Origin of the sequence: Sediminicola arcticus (genome assembly GCF_040566695.1) — a bacterium.
Taxonomy (GTDB): Bacteria; Bacteroidota; Bacteroidia; order Flavobacteriales; family Flavobacteriaceae; genus Sediminicola; species Sediminicola arcticus.
Map to the genome: position 1 here is coordinate 758956 of NZ_JBEXAE010000001.1, position 16162 is coordinate 775117.

The window sequence follows — 16162 nt, forward strand, 5'->3', positions numbered from 1 at the left end:
ATAATTTATACCAATGAAACAACTAATATTTACAGGCCTAATAGCCTTAACCATCTTTGGCTGTAAAGAGAAGCCAAAAGAATCTAATGAAGAAATTAATACAGACACTATGGCTGAAACACAGATGGAAGCCAAGCCGCAAGATGAATGGATGGTTCTTTTTGACGGGTCCTCTTTTGAAGGATGGCATGGCTATTTAAAAGAAGGGATGCCACAGGAATGGAAATTGGAGGAAGGTGCCATGGTATTCCATCCACCAAAAGAGCGTGCTAAAGGAGCAAGTTATAATCTAGTGACTGATAAAGAATTTACAGATTTTATACTTTCCATTGATTGGAAAATATCCGAGGGTGGCAATAGTGGCTTCTTTTGGGGCGTAAAGGAAGATGCTAGTTTGCCAGAAGCGTATCAATCTGGACCAGAGATTCAGGTCTTAGATAATGAAAGGCATCCGGATGCAAAGGCTGGAACTACCCACCAAGCAGGAGCCCTATATGATATGGTTGCGCCAAATCATGAAATGGCTAAACCCGCTGGGGAATGGAATACCTGCGTATTGACAGTGAACCATAAAACCAATGAGGGACGTGTGGAACTGAATGGAATGACAGTGGTCACATTTCCCGTAAATGATCCGGAATGGAGTGCTATGGTCGCTAAATCAAAATTCGCGGATTGGGAACATTTTGGAAAATCCAAAACAGGAAAAATTGGATTGCAGGATCATGGAGATATGGTTTCCTATAAAAATATTAAACTAAAACAACTTTAACATGAAATATATTCTTACTGCTGTTTTAGCCTTCACGCTATTTTCTTGTAAGGAAAAAGTTGAAGTGGCCCCTTTGGAAGAAACGGACAATACGCCACAAGAAATAGTTTATGAGGAGTATGCAGGGGTAGAGCCTACAAGACCTGATGAAACTGAAATTTATGAACCTGTACCACCTATTGTACAACCTTTTGGTAAAAATGGTGCTCCTAGTGATGCTATTATCCTATTTGACGGCAGTAATTTGGATCAGTGGATAAGTGCAAAGGATAGTACGGCAGCAGTATGGAATTTAAACAAAGACGGCAGTATGACCGTTAAGGATAAAACAGGTGATATCCAAACAAAGCAAAATTTTGGCAATGTTCAACTTCACGTTGAATGGAAGTCCCCCGCAGAGGTACAGAGAGAGGGTCAAAACAGAGCCAATAGTGGTGTTTTCCTTCAAGGCATTTATGAAGTGCAAGTATTGGATAATAATAACAATGACACTTACGTAAACGGCCAAGTAGGTTCTATATATAAACAACATCTACCCTTAGCAAAAGCCTCAGTTCCTACTGGAGAATGGAATGTCTATGATATTATTTTTCATGAACCAATATTCAATGCAGAGGGAAAGAAAATAAAATCTGGCACCATTACGGTACTGCACAATGGCGTTTTAGTGCAAGACCATGTGGAGATAAAGGGTACAACCCCTTACATTGGCTGGCCTAAGAATGAAGCTCATGGTAAGGGGCCTATTAAACTCCAAGATCATGGTGATAATAGTAGGGTAAGCTATAGAAATATCTGGGTTAGGGAATTGTAGTAATTATTTTGGAGGATATAATAGCTATTGGCATTACCCCAATGTTACTTCTGGCCGTTGGCTTCTATTGGAAGCTACGTCCTCCCATTAAAATAAATGGGTTGTATGGATAGAGGACCATGAGGAGTATGGCCAACCAGCTGATATGGGGTTTTGCCAACAAGATCGGGGCAAAAATGTTCATAATGGTTGGCATCATTACCCTTGCACTAAGTATTTTATGTTATTTTTTGTTGCAAGAACCCACAGGAATTGTTGTCTCCTTATTTAGTTTCATCATAGGTATTGGAGTAGGAATATACTGGTGCGAGACCAAGATCAATAGGAATTTCGATAAAAATGGAAACCCAAAAAAGCAAAACTGAATTTTAATTACCTTTGCCAAAATTTAAAATCATTTTATGATCCAATCCATGACAGGGTTTGGGAAGTACGTAGTTCAACTTCCTTCAAAGAAAATTACCATCGAAATAAAATCATTGAACAGCAAAAGTCTTGACTTAAATGCTCGTATCCCCTCTGCTTATAGGGAGAAGGAATTGGATTTGAGAAAAATAATTGCTAGTTCATTAGAAAGGGGAAAGGTAGATTTTGGATTGTATATGGAGTCAACCGGTAATGAAACTTCCTCTGTAATAAATGAGGTTGTCGTAAAAAGCTATATCCAACAACTAAGGGCAATTGCGGAAGGGGATGATGTAAAATTATTGGAAATGGCTGTGCGATTACCAGATGCCCTAAAGACAGAAAGAGACGACATAGATGAAGAGGAATACAATGCTATTTTGGAAGCCCTTAAAAACGCCCTGAAGGAGATCAATATCTTTAGATCGGAAGAAGGCCAAGTGTTGGAAAAGGATTTTTTTGATAGGATTGCTACTTTAAATCGTTTACTGGAGGAGGTTAAGGCCATGGATAAAGACCGACTCTCAATGGTGCGGGAGCGTTTGGGAAAAGCTGTTGCAGATCTAAAAACTGATTTGGATTCGAATAGGTTTGAACAAGAATTAATCTATTATCTAGAGAAATACGATATTACAGAAGAGAAAGTGCGCTTGGCCAATCATCTAGACTACTTTGTATCGGCACTAAAATCTGATGATTCTAATGGTAAAAAATTAGGTTTTATAAGTCAGGAAATTGGGAGGGAAATAAATACAATTGGCTCTAAAGCCAATTATGCTCCAATGCAACAGCTCGTAGTGCAAATGAAAGATGAGTTGGAAAAAATCAAGGAACAAATGCTAAACGTACTGTAATGGAGGGAGGTAAGCTTATCATCTTTTCGGCACCATCCGGAAGTGGAAAAACAACCATTACCAAATATTTATTGGAGCAGCCAGAATTGAATTTAGCTTTTTCTGTTTCGGCCACTTCCAGACCTAGAAGAGGAAAGGAGAAGCATGGGGAACATTATTACTTCATGTCCATTTCCGAGTTCAAAAACCATATCAAGAACGATGAATTTTTGGAGTGGGAAGAAGTATATAGGGACAATTTTTATGGAACTTTAAAAAGCGAAGTGGAACGAATATGGGCCATGGGTAAAAATGTCATTTTTGATATTGATGTCGTAGGTGGACTTCGAATAAAGAAGAAATTTCCAGAAAACACTTTGGCGGTTTTTGTAAAACCTCCTAGTGTGGACGAACTGAAAATAAGACTTAAAAAACGCAGCACGGAAAGTGATGATAAGATCAATATGCGTATAGCCAAGGCATCGGTTGAACTCGCTACCGCTCCTCAATTTGACAAGATCATCAAAAATTACGAATTGGAGATCGCACTTAAAGAAGCCTATGACCTAGTAGCCGATTTTATTGAGGTAAAACAGGAAAAGTAAAAAGCATAGACTAGAAATAAAGGATGAAGAAGGTAGGTCTATATTTTGGTACATTTAATCCAATTCATATTGGCCATTTGGCGATTGCTAATCATATGGTAGAATTTTCGGATCTAGAAGAAGTTTGGTTGGTCATCACGCCCCATAGTCCTTTTAAGAAAAAGAAAACCTTATTGGACAATAACCATAGGTATGAAATGGTCTATGAAGCTACTAAGAATTATCCAAAATTACATCCTAGTAAAATAGAATTTGATCTTCCCCAACCGAATTATACCGTAAATACTTTGGTGCATTTGTCCGAGAAGCACGGGACAGATTATGAGTTTTCATTGTTGATGGGAGAAGATAACCTGAAAGGATTGCATAAGTGGAAAAATTACGAGGCCATCTTGGAGCATCATCATATTTACGTATATCCCAGAATTTCTGAAGGAGAAGTGGACCATAGTTTTATAGGACATCCAAAAATTATACCTATTCAAGCTCCTATCATGGAAATTTCTTCCACTTTCATACGTAAACATCACAAAGCTGGTAAAAATATCAGACCGCTATTGCCAGAGAATGTTTGGGTTTATTTGGACGAAATGAATTTTTATAGATAGTTGCCTTTTTCGTCCATCTTAACTTTAATGGTCTTTTTTCTTTTTTGTAGCTTAAGTTTAAAGGTTCTATTCACTCCTTTTTGATGGTTGTAATCTATCAGATAAACATCATCAACAATTTTCCAACCTGGATATGTATTTTCAAGGGATTCGATTACCGCTTTTGGAAGATCTAGATTTTTAAACCGTTCTATTGTCCTTAATATTTTGCCATCCTCGTCATATACAGCTACAATTTTACCTTCCGGAAGGTAAAAGGAAACGGTGTAAAAAGGATATTCATCTTCGAAAATACCATCTTTCTTTATTTTGTAACTCGCAACTTTACGCTCTAAGAGTTTAACTGGTGTGGGTGTCTCTTTAGAGTCAATACTACTTAAATATTTGTAGTTTACCGCTGTAACAACCACTTCGGACAGCTCCTCTGTTTTAGGATCTTGAGCCCATAAAAAAGTGGACAGTACAAGTGCAATATAGAAGGGAAGCATTCTTTTCATTTGCATTTTTTAGTTTTTAAAAGTAGTATTGAACCTTGACAAAAGGTATGAGCAATATCAGTTTAAAAGTAAATATATCTACTTAATCCTTAGATAGAATATCTGTACCAAGGTGGGTATTGTCCTGGTTGTAATACCAGGCCCTTTTTTTTGGCATCTTAATTTCATTGATAGTTTCTTCTCCTGATAAAAGGATGTACTCCCCATCGTTTTTAGATTCATCATGAAAAAATTGATATACCTCCATGCCGTAGGTTAGAGGGTTAAAATAGAAATACCACGTATCTCCTCCCACACTTTCTGCATAGGTGACCTTAAGTACCAAATAGGCCTTGTTCTTAAATGTTTTATGCATCACCTTAGGGTCTATAATAGTTCCAGGATCTTTTAATTTCATGGGAAGGCCATAGAGATAGGTGTAATAGTCCTTCAACATGTTGGCCCTATCACAATTGAGATTAAAGGTTTTCCGTTCTGTCTCCGATATTTCTTCACTGCCATTTAATCTCAATAAGCAATCGTTACCATCCAAAATGTACTCCTGGATATTTTGTTCTTTGTTCACTGTTAATCGGAACCTTTCCGCGGGGAGATTGATTTTTACATTACTTTTTCTATCGGAGCTGTTTGGAGTTTCCATGGTCACCGTAAATTCTTCATTAAATGATGGCCAATTATTATTTGGGTCGTGATAGTCAATTGCATTCAGCAATAGCTCTTCGCTTGATAAACTTTGGGAAAGGCCGATTAGCGAAATATGAAAAAGGAGTATTAAGAAAATTATTCTGAACATAATTACTTCGTTTTTGTGGAGGCACAAGGTAAGTATTTTTACATTCGGGCTATCTAGTTGGTTAAAAAGGGGAAAGGTGTTCAAGAAAACAATTTAGGTTATTTTGTTAATATTCCTTAAAAGTGACCGGATTAGCGTATGAATAGCTCTATTTTAGAAGACATAAAATATAATTACACTCATGAAAAGATTATTACCATGCCTAATGCTCTCCTTGTTTTTTATTTCAATACCTGTAAAAGGACAAAAACGGAATAAAAAGGAGGATTCAAAAGTTCCCACAAATTTTAATGATGCTACCCAATCTAAAGATAAAAATGGCATCAAAAAATATAGTGAAGTCATTACGAAAGATGCCATTTCAGATGACGGACTTTTTACTGTACACAAAATAAAGGATGAATATTTTTATGAAATACCCTTCGATAAACTAAAGAAGGAAATGTTATGGGTAAGTAGAATTTCTCAGCTACCACAAGGATTGGGAGGAGGATATTTCAATGCCGGTTCCAAGACAAACGAGCAAGTGGTGCAATGGGTTCGTTTTCAGGATAAGATCTTGCTAAAGGTAAAGTCTTATGCTAATGTAGCCGACAGTACCAAAGCAATCCATAATTCAGTGATGGTGAATAATTATGAACCCACTCTCTTTGCATTTGATATAAAGGCCTTCAATACAGATACCACTGCCGTAGTAATTAATGTCACCTCACTTTTTAATACGGATGTAGCGGCAATAAGCGGACTCTCCGCGAGGTTGCGGAAGGAATACAAAGTGAAAAAATTGGAATCTTCCCTTAGTTTTATCAATGGGATAAAAAGTTTTCCCGAGAATATCGAAGTTAAGCAGGATTTGACTTATAGCGCTTCGGAGCCACCATCATTTTCAGATATGGAGTCTATAAGCCTACAGATGAACCAATCTATGATATTGCTTCCAAAAGAACCAATGCAACCAAGAATGTACGACCCTAGGGTGGGATTCTTTACCGTTAGCCAATACGATTATGGAAGTAAGGAACTGAAGGCAGACCAAAAAACATACATCAGAAGGTGGCGATTAGAGCCTAAAGATCCGGAGGCTTATGCTAGAGGTGAATTGGTGGAACCCATAAAGCCTATCGTATATTATTTGGATCCTGGTACCCCAGAAAACCTACGGGAGTATATAAAACAGGGAATTGAGGAATGGCAGAAACCCTTTGAAACAGCTGGCTTTAAAAACGCCATTATTGCCAAGGATGCGCCCACCCCGGAGGAAGACCCTGAATTCAGTCCTGAGGATGTGCGGTACTCTGTAGTTAGATACGTAGCCAGTACCACAAGAAACGCTACTGGACCAAGTGTATCCGATCCTAGAAGTGGTGAAATTATAGAAAGCGATATCATATGGTACCACAATCATTTAAGGAGTTACAGAAATAGGTATTTGTTGGAAACAGGTGCGGCAAACCCTTCGGCTAGGACTTTGAATACGCCACCAGAAGAAATAGGGGAGATGATGCGTATGGTTATTGCCCATGAAGTAGGCCATGCCCTTGGCTTTCCACACAATATGGCAGCAAGTTATGCCTATCCTGTTGATTCTTTACGAAATGGAGCATTTACACAAGAAAATGGTATAGCGGCTAGTATCATGGATTATGCGCGATATAACTATGTTGCACAACCGGAGGATGAAAATATACGGTTCATTCGTCAAATAGGCCCGTATGATCATTATGCCACTAATTGGGGGTATAGACTAATTCCCAGTGCCTCAACCATGGAGGCGGAAAAGGATACCTTAAACCAATGGATTAGATTGCGTGAATTGGACCCTAAATACAAGTTCGGGAGACAATCAAGTCGATTTGACCCCCAATCACAAACAGAAAGTGTGGGTAATGATCCAATTAAGGCGGGGGATTATGGGTTAAAAAATTTAAAATATGTAGCACAGAATCTTAAAAGTTGGACTTCGGATCAGACGAATGACTATGGAGATTTAGAAGAGCTGTACGGGGAATTACTAGGCGTCTACAATAGGTATGTTGGACATGTGGTCACCAATATTGGTGGAGTTTATGAAAACTTGAAGACTCCTGATCAAGTAGGTTTAGTATATACCCATTTGAATAGTGCCGTACAAAAAGCGTCTATGGATTGGCTGCAGGAAAACGTTTTTTCAACACCATCTTGGTTATTGGATAAGGACATACTGCAAAATATAGATCACTCAGGATATTTTGAAGAATTACGCAAGGTGCAGGCTAGACAACTAGATAATCTGCTTAGTTTTGATCGGATTGGTAGATTGATAGATGCCGAGACTACGGAAACTGAATTTTACAGTGCTTTAGATATGCTAAAGGACCTGCGAACAGGGATTTGGAGCGAAGTAGGTAGAAGGACCAATGTTGATATTTACCGAAGAAATTTGCAGCGTAGTTATTTGGATAGAATGGGGTATTTAATGACAGACGAAGGTCCGTCACCTAGGAATAATGATTCCGATTTTGAACGAACCCTTACATTTGATGTAAGTGCTTCCGATGTGCAAACTCTGGTGAGGGGAGAACTAAAAACCCTACGTAATAGATTGCAGGCGGCAAAAAATAGTTCTATTAATACAATGACCAGATATCATTACGACGATGCTATTGCAAGAATAGACCAGGTATTGGATCCAGGCAATTAAAGGTATACCATGCGAAAAAAATAAGGCCCAACGCGTTATAGTTGGGCCCTATTATATTTGAAATTTGCACTTTTTATTGAAAAGTTCCTGTTTCATCAATTTTCACCTTCATACGCTCGTCCCCATTCTTTAACTTAAGCTTGTAGGTCTTATTAGATCCCTTTTCATCTGTATAGCTTACGCGATATACATCGGAATCAACTTCCCATTTTGGAAACCTATCTACTACGGCTTTGGCTACAGTTTCAGGTAACTTTATATCCTTAAATTTCTCGATAGTCCTGATGATTTGTCCGTCTGCGTTGTAAACAGCAACAATCTTTCCATTTGGAATAAAGAAAGATACCGTATAGAATTCATATTCATCACTGTATAGTTCTGATTCCTTGATGTTGTAGGCTGCAGCCTTCCTTTCCAACATTTGAACGGGAAGTGCTTCCTCTTCGTTCGTAATGGCATTGAGATATTTATAATTGACAGCAGTAACCACAACTTCAGATAATTGCTCGGTCTTAATGATTTGAGAAAATCCTTGGCTAGTTAGACCAAAAAGAATTAAACTAAATACTATTTTTTTTATATTAAGTGTTTTTAATGGTTAAACGTGAACATGTCCCAAAACTATCTTTTACGGAATTTTTCAACTATGATATCAGTCATGTTCAAAGCGTTGGTTTTATAATGCTTATATGAAGCGAAGTACCTAGTACTTAAAAAGGTCTATTAAAACTGAGTTTTAATAGACCTTTTTAAATTTAAATATACATCGGTTTATTTAGTATCCAACTTAGCGGGTATTACAGAACTATCGTGCTTCTTATAATATAATTCTAATAAGTTAGTGGTCGCTGTAATCAAATCTTTGGTTTCTAATAGCAAGGTAAAATATAGTGTGGTATTTTTAGGGCTCGATTCTTCCGTACGGGTCCTTTCTACCTGTTTCTCAATTTTTTGTGATACCATCAAAAGGAGTTCTTCTTTGCTGTTGAGAAGCTGACCAATTTTTTCAAAGGACCTGTTGTCAAATGCATGTTGAGTTTCGTTAAAGAGCGTTTCTAATCTTTGATCTATTTCCTTGAGTTCCTTAATCTGATTATATTTTAATTTTTTGTGGTTATTATTTATGTGTTTATGGCTTATTTTACTAATGTATTCTAAAGACTGGGCCATATCTTGAAGATAGCCCAAAATGTTTATATAAAAGTTGCTAGCCCCTACACTGGCCTCGTCGAGATTTTTGATAAAGTAAAAAATATGGTCCCTTAATTCATCTACCTCTGCAGACAACTTAGTCACACCTTTTTTATTCTTTTTAAGAAGTTCAAGATCTTGTTTAGCAAGTCCGTTGATCGTATTGGTATATATTTTATTACTTCGTTTTACAACGTTAGCAATATTATTTGCACTTTCTTCAATAACTCCTTGAATAGAGCTGCTCTCCGATTTTCTTAAACTGTCCTCAGCCTTTATTTCTTTTGATTTTTTATTGTGACTGATATAATTTCTAAGAATAAGAATAGCAGCAATTGCTAAAAGAATAGTAATCGCTACTGTGCCACCTAAATGAATGAAGTAGGCAATTAAAGCAGCAGCAACGAAGGCTATTATAGCTGTTGAAAACCACCCACCGATTACATTAAGTACACCAGCAACTCTGTATACTGCACTTTCTGCTCCCCATGCCCTATCCGCTAAGGAAGATCCCATAGCCACCATAAAAGTAACATATGTTGTAGATAGAGGCAATTTCATAGAAGTAGCTAAGGAAATGAGAATACTAGCCACCATTAGGTTCACGGCTGCCCTAACTAGATCAAAGGCAGGTTGCTCCACATTTTTGTTGCTAGATCCTATCCTAACTGGCTTTTCAAATTGGGTGTCTATTTTATTTTGAAGTTTTTGAGGAACCAAAGAATTAAAGACGTCGGCAATGGTTATCGTGAATTTTACTATTAGTCTTGAGAGGAAATTGGGTTGGAAGCGCTCATTGCCTTCGTCTTGTCGCGAAAGATCGACGCTTGTTTTTACTACGGCTATGGCTTTCGAAGAAAACCACAAGGTACCCACCATTACCAATCCTGCTATCAACAGTAATATAGTAGGTGTTTTAACTGGTGCTGTTAATCCGATCATATTAAACTCTGCCGCAGAAATCCCTGAAGCTTGCCATTCTTGAAAAGACTGCCAAGCGGCAATTGGAACACCAATGAAATTTACCAAGTCATTACCAGCAAAGGCCATGGCAAGGGCAAAGGTTCCAACGACGATAACTATTTTATAAATGTTTATCTTAAAAAAAGAAGTAGCTAACCAAGCTAAAAACGTCCAAACCATTAGGTTGATTAATAAAAAAAGACTGGAATTGGTGCTGATAAATTCTATTAAGGCCCCGTTGAATACAGAAGCTCCCTTCAATCCTTTAACAACAATAAAATAATTAATTGCGGTAATGGCGACTCCCCCAAAAATGCTTCCCATCCATTTAGGACGTTCTTCAAATTTAAAGGACAATAATATTCTTGTAAAAAATTGTATAAGGGCTCCGATGGTAAAGGCGATAACAACTGAAAGTAGGATACCAAACACAATTTCTGTTGCCTTATCGGTATTGATATATTCACTTAGCATGGCGTAATCCTCACCGTTAGCCATTATTTTGATAAGGCCAACCGCTACGGAAGCACCCAGTAACTCAAAAACTATGGAAACGGTTGTCGAAGTTGGCATTCCCAAAGTATTGAAAAAGTCTAAAAGTAGGATGTCGGTAATCATTACAGCCATAAAAATGATCATCACCTCTGAGAACATAAACTCACCAGGATTAAATATTCCCTTCCTAGCCACCTCCATCATACCGCTGGAAGACATAGCCCCAAAGGCTACACCAACACTCGCAACAATCATAATAGTTTTAAAGGAAACTGCTTTGGAGCCTATAGCAGAATTCAAGAAGTTTACTGCGTCATTACTAACACCTACCACCAAATCTGTGATAGCCAAAATTGCCAATGCTACAATTAGAAATACATAAATATTTTCTCCCATTGAATTTAAATAAACACAAAAATGAAATTATAATCCGGACCCAAGGTTAATAAAAAGTTATTAAACCCGAAAACCTTATGACCGTCTGTAAAAATAGGGATTCTGTTTGATTCTTTTGGACCTTTTTAGTTTAAAATAAGGTACATGAGGCTAAGGTATTATGAGCCTAAAAGGATAAAGAGTACTAAATTTTATTAAAGTTGAAAATATGTGGATGTGTCAGGAAATTAATCAGAGAAATTATAGATTAAAGATTAATTTTGGCTAGGAGCAGTAAACACCTATTTTATAATTTCGTTCTCAACTCTATAGATGAGCTGTCATTATTATAATCCAAAGATGAAATATCACCTAAAGTTAATTTTTTAGTTTCAAGACCATCGTGTATTTCGGTGACATTATTCTCAGAAACGACAAGCGGAAGCTCTAGTGTTTCGTAACCTAAATAGCTAATTACTAGGGTATAATTACCTGGTTCAACATTTGGTATTTCAAAATTACCATGAAAATTAGTTTCAGCTGAATACGATGTGTTTTTTACCTTTATATTGGCATATAACATGGGTTCGTTATTCATGTCGTAATCTAAAATAGTACCTCTTACCGATCCGTCATTTTGTGCAAAACCCAATCCTGAGATCAAAAGTATTCCTATTACAAATAATTTGTTCATACATTTTAATTAACAATGCAAATAAAAGATTGTAATGTAAAACTAAAGTTAACCGAGGGTTAACGTTAAATAATGAGTACGTTAAGGTTATGGTCATTTCGTGCTGGTCAAATACCAATCCTTAACAGCGGATATAGCTTAAAAATGTATCTTGCGTCTTCAAATATTTTTATATGATTTGGGAACAATTGTTATCTCTAAGAAGGCAAGGAGATACTCATAAAAGACTTCGAAAAGAACAAGATGAAACCCGATTAGGTTTTGAAGTCGATTATGACCGTGTTATATTTTCTGCCGCCTTTAGAAGTCTACAAGATAAAACGCAGGTAATTCCGTTGTCAAAGACCGACTTCGTACACACTAGACTTACCCATAGTTTGGAGGTTTCAGTAGTTGGAAGAAGTTTAGGAAGGATTGCCGGAAAAAAAATATTAGAAAAACATCCCTATTTGCGGGAGGTGCATGGGTATCAGTTTAATGATTTTGGGGCGATCGTTGCCGCAGCGGCCCTTGCACATGATATAGGTAACCCACCATTTGGTCATAGTGGGGAAAAGGCGATAGGGGAATATTTCAAAACGGGAAACGGACAGCACTATCGTTCAACCTTGTCTGATAAGGAATATCAGGACATCATAGATTTTGAGGGTAACGCTAATGGGTTAAAACTATTGACAGAAACGAGAGAAGGGGTTCAAGGGGGGTTACGACTAAGTTATGCTACCCTTGGGGCCTTTATGAAATATCCTAAAGAATCACTTCCTAAAAAGCCAACAGGACATATTGCAGATAAAAAGTTTGGCTTTTTCCAGACAGACCGCCATTTTTTTGAGGAAGTGGCTAAGGAACTTGGTTTAAACCAAACGAGACATGGCAAAGATACATCTTTCTCAAGGCATCCTTTAACCTATTTGGTCGAAGCGGCTGATGATATTTGTTATACTATTATTGATTTTGAAGATGGGATTAATCTGGGACTGATCCCAGAAGATTTTGCCTTGGAATATTTGATTAAATTGGTTAAGGATACCATCAACACCAAAAAATATAATGACATGGCATTCATGGAAGATCGACTTAGCTATTTGCGTGCTTTGGCGATTAGCACCTTGATTACTGATGTTATTGATGTATTTGTGGAAAATGAAGAAGCTATATTAAATGGCACATTTGGGGTATCATTATTGGATAAGAGTAAATACAAGGCACAAATTTCTGATATTATCCAACTAAGCGTGGAAAAGATATACCAATCACAGGAAGTCATAGAAAAAGAACTAGCAGGGTACAGGATTATTTCAGACATCTTGGACGTATATACAAACGCCTTAGTTAAGAAAACGGAAGGAAATGCATCAAATTATGATTTGTTGATTATAAAGACGCTACCTTCTTTTTATCAACAAACAGATGATCTTTCTATTTATAAAATTCTTTTGAACACCTGCTGTTATGTGGCTAGTCTATCCGATGGGGCTGCGGTACATATCCATAATAAAATAATGGGAAGACAGCTTTAAAAGGTGTAGGCAACACCTACTCCTAATAATTGTTTGAATTGGATTCTAGGCCCACCAGAATCAACGATAGTTCCATCCTCGGCTAGGATCTCATTAAACTTAATATCATCATCATAGATGAGTTGGGCACCAATGGTGGTCTGTATGTATTTATTGACGACTAGTTTTATGTTAAGCTCCCAGTCTACATCTATGTTTCCGAATTTTTGTAGATAATCTGTGTAGAGGTTTACTCGATGATCTAAAAAAATATTTTCAAAAATCTGTTTTTGCCATGTATTGGTAATCAGGAAGCCAAATTCCATGAATACCTTCTCGCCAGGGGAAACAACATTTCCTTCGCTATCAAAAACCGCTTTTTTAACCCCAAAAGCGCCCTGATTAGCTAAGGTTTGATCTTGTACAAAGGTGATTTTTTGGGTAATAGGAGAAATATAAAGATTAATTTTTTTTCCTTCGGGTATGAACGAGGTCCCCGCTCCCAAAAACAAATATCCAGGAGCCATAAACGTTGAAACAGGAGTAGACCTGTCCGGGTATTTATACCCATTTGAAAATTGGGTGTTAAAATTTGCCTTTACTGAATAATACCAATTACTTATAGTGTCCCTCCTATAACCAAAAGTGGAGGTAATTCTTATAAGGTCTTCAGTTTTCCTTATTTTACGTCCCTCTTGGGCATTGAGGCCATATCTAAATTCCAGATCATTATCCCACTGTATATACCTGAATTTATAATTTTTAATAAATTTTAGGTTTCCAGCAGCGGCAATCGCATTATCGCCCCCGGCCTTCCAATTGACGAAGGCGGCTTCATTGAAATTGATGTTGAGAACATTTTCATTTATCCAAAAGGAAGGCACTTTAAATTTATGAAATGCTTTGGTCCTTGCTTTTGTTTTTTTGAAAGAGACAATAGGATTGGAAAGGTATACACTACGGGGAATATTTCTGATCTTGGACTGTATGGCTCGTATAACAATGGTGTCCATCGTTATAGTATCTACGGCAGAGGTATCTATTGGTTGTCTTATTGGGATAGTATCTTGTGCGGTAATTGCGGAAAGACTTAAGACAAGCAGAAGAAAAATAATCCATCTTTTGATCGCCGCAAAACAGTACTCAATAAAGCTCATGTATATAATTTTTAAGCGATAAAACATCTATGTTACACAAGGCCTGTAACTCATCTACGGTGCCATGTTCTATAAAGGTATCGTCTATGCCAAATATTTTTATCTTTTTATTGGACCCTATTAGGTTTGAAAACTCCAATACTGCACTTCCCATACCACCAATTTTAGATCCATCCTCTATAGTTATTATGTGTTCGTAATTTTCTAGGATCATTTCCACCATTTTTTCATCTAAAGGTTTTACAAAACGCATATTGTAATGACCTATCTTCCTACTGCTATCAACATCCTTTAAAAGTTCTTTAATACTATTGCCTATATGTCCGAGTGAAAGCACGGCAATTTTTGTGCCCTTTTGTAATTCCACAGCTGTTCCTATAGTTATTTTTTGAAAAGGTTGTTTCCAATCTTTTAACACTCCTCTGCCCCTTGGATACCGTATGGCAATGGGTCTATCTAATCCTAATTGGGCAGTATACATGATATTTCTAAGCTCCATCTCATTCATTGGTGCAAAAATGATCATATTGGGAATACATCTAAGGTAGGCAATATCATAGACCCCATGATGGGTGGCACCATCCTGCCCAACTAATCCTGCCCTATCCAAGCAGAATATGACTGGTAATTTCTGCAAGGCCACATCATGTATAACCTGATCGTAAGCCCGCTGTAGGAAAGTGGAATATATGTTACAAAACGGCACTAGTCCTTCTGCAGCCATTCCTGCAGCCATGGTAACCGCATGTTGTTCTGCAATACCCACATCAAATGCCCTATCGGGAATTTGTTCCATCATATACTTAAGGGAACTTCCTGTTGGCATAGCAGGGGTAATGCCTATGATGTGCATATTGTTTTTAGCTAGTTCCACGATGCTGTGTCCAAATACATCTTGGTATTTAGGGGGCCCTTCCTGGGTCGACTTTGGAATTAGGTCACCAGTTAATTTATCAAATTTTCCTGGGGCGTGATACGTTACCTGATCTGCTTCTGCTTGAAGGAGTCCCTTGCCCTTGGTTGTAATTATATGCAGTAATTTTGGACCTTTTACGTTTTTTAAACGTTCTAGCTCTGCAATTAAAATAGTAATATCATGACCATCTATAGGTCCGGAATAATCAAAATTTAAACATTCAAAAATATTCTCTTCTTTGGCAGTACCCTTTTTAACATTGGTCAAGTATTTTTTGAGCGCACCAACACTTGGATCTATACCAATGGCATTATCATTTAGAATAATAAGAATATTTGTATCGGTTACTCCTGCGTGGTTTAATCCTTCAAAAGCCATCCCGCTCGCTATGGAGGCATCCCCAATGACGGCTATATGCTGTCTGTCTTTATCCCCTTTAATTTTTGATGCAATAGCCATTCCTAAAATAGCGGAAATGGAGGTAGAGCTATGTCCTGTACCAAAGTCATCATATATACTTTCCCTACGATTAGGAAAGCCACTAATGCCTCCCATTTGTCGGTTAGTTTCAAATAGATTTTTCCTTCCTGTAAGTATTTTATGAACATATGCCTGATGTCCTACATCCCAAATCAATTTATCTAATGGAGTGTTGTATACATAATGAAGGGCAATTGTAAGTTCAACAACACCAAGACTGGCACCTAGATGTCCTTCTTTGGTGGCAACAATATCTATGATAAATGTCCTTAATTCTTTTGCAAGCTGAGGCAAATCCGCAGTTTTTAACTGTCGAAGATCTTCTGGCAGGTTTATTTTATCTAGGTGTTTCATAGCTTCAGGCAAATGTACATTAAATTCATTT

15 protein-coding genes are annotated in these 16162 nt (G+C 37.3%); 8 read left to right on the forward strand and 7 right to left on the reverse strand.

Annotation, left to right across the window (positions count from 1 at the left end; all coding sequences use genetic code 11):
• The first annotated feature begins 13 nt into the window (after positions 1-13).
• The 6 genes from ABXZ36_RS03380 to nadD all read left to right on the forward strand — a co-directional run bounded on the left by ABXZ36_RS03380 (position 14) and on the right by nadD (position 4037).
• Positions 14-772 (forward strand): 3-keto-disaccharide hydrolase, encoded by a 759-nt coding sequence (locus tag ABXZ36_RS03380; protein WP_354614060.1) that lies wholly within the window; start codon positions 14-16, stop codon positions 770-772.
• Between the two features lies 1 nt (position 773).
• The gene (locus ABXZ36_RS03385) at positions 774-1586 is read left to right on the forward strand and encodes a 3-keto-disaccharide hydrolase (RefSeq protein ID WP_354614061.1); all 813 of its coding nucleotides are present in this window, start codon (positions 774-776) and stop codon (positions 1584-1586) included.
• A 119-nt stretch (positions 1587-1705) separates the two neighbouring features.
• Positions 1706-1951 carry an SdpI family protein gene (locus ABXZ36_RS03390; protein ID WP_354614063.1) on the forward strand — a complete coding sequence of 82 codons (246 nt, stop codon included), beginning with the start codon at positions 1706-1708 and terminating at the stop codon, positions 1949-1951.
• Between the two features lie 36 nt (positions 1952-1987).
• Positions 1988-2845, forward strand: a complete 858-nt coding sequence (locus ABXZ36_RS03395) for a YicC/YloC family endoribonuclease (protein ID WP_354614064.1) — start codon at positions 1988-1990, stop codon at positions 2843-2845.
• On the forward strand, positions 2845-3429 hold the full coding sequence (gene gmk / locus ABXZ36_RS03400; protein WP_354614065.1) for a guanylate kinase: 585 nt from the start codon (positions 2845-2847) through the stop codon (positions 3427-3429). The genes ABXZ36_RS03395 and gmk overlap by 1 nt, the downstream gene beginning before the upstream one ends.
• Before the next feature lie 23 nt (positions 3430-3452).
• Positions 3453-4037 (forward strand): nicotinate (nicotinamide) nucleotide adenylyltransferase, encoded by a 585-nt coding sequence (nadD, locus tag ABXZ36_RS03405; protein ID WP_354614066.1) that lies wholly within the window; start codon positions 3453-3455, stop codon positions 4035-4037.
• On the opposite strand, the gene ABXZ36_RS03410 is transcribed toward nadD, so the two are convergent.
• The gene (locus ABXZ36_RS03410) at positions 4028-4534 is read right to left on the reverse strand and encodes a nicotinate-nucleotide adenylyltransferase (protein ID WP_354614067.1); all 507 of its coding nucleotides are present in this window, start codon (positions 4532-4534) and stop codon (positions 4028-4030) included. The genes nadD and ABXZ36_RS03410 overlap by 10 nt on opposite strands.
• 82 nt (positions 4535-4616) lie before the next feature.
• Complete coding sequence (locus tag ABXZ36_RS03415; RefSeq protein WP_354614068.1) at positions 4617-5327, reverse strand: DUF6503 family protein; 711 nt, start codon at positions 5325-5327, stop codon at positions 4617-4619.
• Between the two features lie 181 nt (positions 5328-5508).
• Between ABXZ36_RS03415 and ABXZ36_RS03420 the strand changes: the two genes are divergently transcribed.
• The gene (locus ABXZ36_RS03420) at positions 5509-8007 is read left to right on the forward strand and encodes a zinc-dependent metalloprotease (RefSeq protein WP_354614069.1); all 2499 of its coding nucleotides are present in this window, start codon (positions 5509-5511) and stop codon (positions 8005-8007) included.
• Between the two features lie 73 nt (positions 8008-8080).
• Here ABXZ36_RS03420 and ABXZ36_RS03425 read toward each other — a convergent pair whose 3' ends face one another.
• The 3 genes from ABXZ36_RS03425 to ABXZ36_RS03435 all read right to left on the reverse strand — a co-directional run bounded on the left by ABXZ36_RS03425 (position 8081) and on the right by ABXZ36_RS03435 (position 11725).
• A complete protein-coding gene (locus tag ABXZ36_RS03425) occupies positions 8081-8497 on the reverse strand; it encodes a nicotinate-nucleotide adenylyltransferase (protein WP_354614070.1) in 417 nt (138 codons plus the stop codon).
• Positions 8498-8778: 281 nt separating this feature from the next.
• Complete coding sequence (locus ABXZ36_RS03430; protein WP_354614071.1) at positions 8779-11052, reverse strand: inorganic phosphate transporter; 2274 nt, start codon at positions 11050-11052, stop codon at positions 8779-8781.
• A gap of 286 nt (positions 11053-11338) precedes the next feature.
• Complete coding sequence (locus ABXZ36_RS03435; RefSeq protein ID WP_354614072.1) at positions 11339-11725, reverse strand: carboxypeptidase-like regulatory domain-containing protein; 387 nt, start codon at positions 11723-11725, stop codon at positions 11339-11341.
• 173 nt (positions 11726-11898) lie between these two features.
• On the opposite strand from ABXZ36_RS03435, the gene dgt reads away from it, so the two are divergent.
• Entirely contained in the window at positions 11899-13245 is a 1347-nt protein-coding gene (dgt, locus tag ABXZ36_RS03440) for a dGTP triphosphohydrolase (protein ID WP_354614073.1), read from the forward strand.
• Here the strand turns inward: dgt and ABXZ36_RS03445 are convergent.
• Both ABXZ36_RS03445 and ABXZ36_RS03450 read right to left on the reverse strand, forming a co-directional pair.
• Positions 13242-14381 carry a DUF3078 domain-containing protein gene (locus ABXZ36_RS03445; RefSeq protein WP_354614074.1) on the reverse strand — a complete coding sequence of 380 codons (1140 nt, stop codon included), beginning with the start codon at positions 14379-14381 and terminating at the stop codon, positions 13242-13244. The two genes, dgt and ABXZ36_RS03445, sit on opposite strands and share 4 nt — an antisense overlap.
• Complete coding sequence (locus ABXZ36_RS03450) at positions 14368-16131, reverse strand: 1-deoxy-D-xylulose-5-phosphate synthase (RefSeq protein WP_354614075.1); 1764 nt, start codon at positions 16129-16131, stop codon at positions 14368-14370. Before ABXZ36_RS03450 ends, ABXZ36_RS03445 begins: the two co-directional genes overlap by 14 nt.
• Positions 16132-16162 lie beyond the last annotated feature (31 nt).

Bases quoted from the DNA above. Each gene is read 5' to 3' on its own strand.
- ABXZ36_RS03380 (WP_354614060.1), top strand. From the start codon at position 14: ATGAAACAACTAATATTTACAGGCCTAATAGCCTTAACCATCTTTGGC.
- ABXZ36_RS03385 (WP_354614061.1), top strand. From the start codon at position 774: ATGAAATATATTCTTACTGCTGTTTTAGCCTTCACGCTATTTTCTTGT.
- ABXZ36_RS03390 (WP_354614063.1), top strand. From the start codon at position 1,706: ATGAGGAGTATGGCCAACCAGCTGATATGGGGTTTTGCCAACAAGATC.
- ABXZ36_RS03395 (WP_354614064.1), top strand. From the start codon at position 1,988: ATGATCCAATCCATGACAGGGTTTGGGAAGTACGTAGTTCAACTTCCT.
- gmk (WP_354614065.1), top strand. From the start codon at position 2,845: ATGGAGGGAGGTAAGCTTATCATCTTTTCGGCACCATCCGGAAGTGGA.
- nadD (WP_354614066.1), top strand. From the start codon at position 3,453: ATGAAGAAGGTAGGTCTATATTTTGGTACATTTAATCCAATTCATATT.
- ABXZ36_RS03410 (WP_354614067.1), bottom strand. From the start codon at position 4,534: ATGAAAAGAATGCTTCCCTTCTATATTGCACTTGTACTGTCCACTTTT.
- ABXZ36_RS03415 (WP_354614068.1), bottom strand. From the start codon at position 5,327: ATGTTCAGAATAATTTTCTTAATACTCCTTTTTCATATTTCGCTAATC.
- ABXZ36_RS03420 (WP_354614069.1), top strand. From the start codon at position 5,509: ATGAAAAGATTATTACCATGCCTAATGCTCTCCTTGTTTTTTATTTCA.
- ABXZ36_RS03430 (WP_354614071.1), bottom strand. From the start codon at position 11,052: ATGGGAGAAAATATTTATGTATTTCTAATTGTAGCATTGGCAATTTTG.
- ABXZ36_RS03435 (WP_354614072.1), bottom strand. From the start codon at position 11,725: ATGAACAAATTATTTGTAATAGGAATACTTTTGATCTCAGGATTGGGT.
- dgt (WP_354614073.1), top strand. From the start codon at position 11,899: ATGATTTGGGAACAATTGTTATCTCTAAGAAGGCAAGGAGATACTCAT.
- ABXZ36_RS03445 (WP_354614074.1), bottom strand. From the start codon at position 14,381: ATGAGCTTTATTGAGTACTGTTTTGCGGCGATCAAAAGATGGATTATT.
- ABXZ36_RS03450 (WP_354614075.1), bottom strand. From the start codon at position 16,131: ATGAAACACCTAGATAAAATAAACCTGCCAGAAGATCTTCGACAGTTA.